This window comes from Jeotgalibacillus sp. S-D1, from assembly GCF_004358665.1.
Taxonomy (GTDB): Bacteria; Bacillota; Bacilli; order Bacillales; family Jeotgalibacillaceae; genus Jeotgalibacillus.
The window spans coordinates 1-1,542 of sequence record NZ_SMZR01000030.1; the positions used below are offsets into that span (position 1 = coordinate 1).

The 1,542-nt window shown below is 51.2% G+C and carries 1 rRNA gene; it reads right to left on the reverse strand.

What is annotated here, in order from left to right:
• Window positions 1-1,540, reverse strand: a 23S ribosomal RNA gene (locus E2R51_RS19555); the annotation flags it as partial.
• Between the last annotated feature and the right edge of the window lie 2 nt (window positions 1,541-1,542).

Here is a 1,542-nt window from a genome sequence, read left to right on the forward strand (position 1 = left end):
TTTCCTGCCTAACTGCTTAAACGCGCATATCCAACAGCGCGCTCTCCTATCCTCCTGCGTCCCCCCATCACTCAAATGATGCGTTGGTGGTACAGGAATATCAACCTGTTGTCCATCGCCTACGCCTATCGGCCTCGGCTTAGGTCCCGACTAACCCTGAGCGGACGAGCCTTCCTCAGGAAACCTTGGGCATTCGGTGGAAGAGATTCTCACTCTTCTTTCGCTACTCATACCGGCATTCTCACTTCTAAGTGCTCCACCAGTCCTTCCGGTCTGACTTCACAGCGCTTAGAACGCTCTCCTACCACGAAATCTCTGAGAGATTTCATCCACAGCTTCGGTGAATCGTTTAGCCCCGGTACATTTTCGGCGCAGGGTCACTCGACCAGTGAGCTATTACGCACTCTTTAAATGGTGGCTGCTTCTAAGCCAACATCCTGGTTGTCTAAGCAACCCCACATCCTTTTCCACTTAACGATTACTTGGGGACCTTAGCTGGTGGTCTGGGCTGTTTCCCTTTCGACTACGGATCTTATCACTCGCAGTCTGACTCCCATGGATAAGTCTTTGGCATTCGGAGTTTGTCTGAATTCGGTAACCCGTTGGGGGCCCCTAGTCCAAACAGTGCTCTACCTCCAAGACTCTAACTACATGAGGCTAGCCCTAAAGCTATTTCGGAGAGAACCAGCTATCTCCAGGTTCGATTGGAATTTCTCCGCTACCCACACCTCATCCCCGCACTTTTCAACGTGCGTGGGTTCGGGCCTCCAGTAAGTGTTACCTCACCTTCACCCTGGACATGGGTAGATCACCTGGTTTCGGGTCTACAACCTGATACTCAAATCGCCCTATTCAGACTCGCTTTCGCTGCGGCTCCGCCTTATCAGCTTAACCTTGCATCAAATCGTAACTCGCCGGTTCATTCTACAAAAGGCACGCCATCACCCGTAAATGGGCTCTGACTACTTGTAGGCACACGGTTTCAGGATCTATTTCACTCCCCTTCCGGGGTGCTTTTCACCTTTCCCTCACGGTACTGGTTCACTATCGGTCACTAGGGAGTATTTAGCCTTGGGAGATGGTCCTCCCGGATTCCGACGGAATTTCACGTGTTCCGCCGTACTCAGGATCCACTCTGGAGGGACATAACTTTCGACTACAGGATTGTTACCTTCTCTGATGGGCCTTTCCAGACCGCTTCGTCTAATTATGTCCTTTGTAACTCCGTATAGAGTGTCCTACAACCCCAAGAGGCAAGCCTCTTGGTTTGGGCTGATCCCGTTTCGCTCGCCGCTACTCAGGGAATCGCATTTGCTTTCTCTTCCTCCAGGTACTTAGATGTTTCAGTTCCCTGGGTCTGCCTTCAATCACCTATGTATTCAGTGAAAGATCATATCCCATTACGGATACGGGGTTCCCCCATTCGGAAATCTTCGGATCACAGCTTACTTACAGCTCCCCGAAGCATATCGGTGTTAGTACCGTCCTTCATCGGCTCCTAGTGCCAAGGCATCCACCGTGCGCCCTTTCTAACTTAACCAT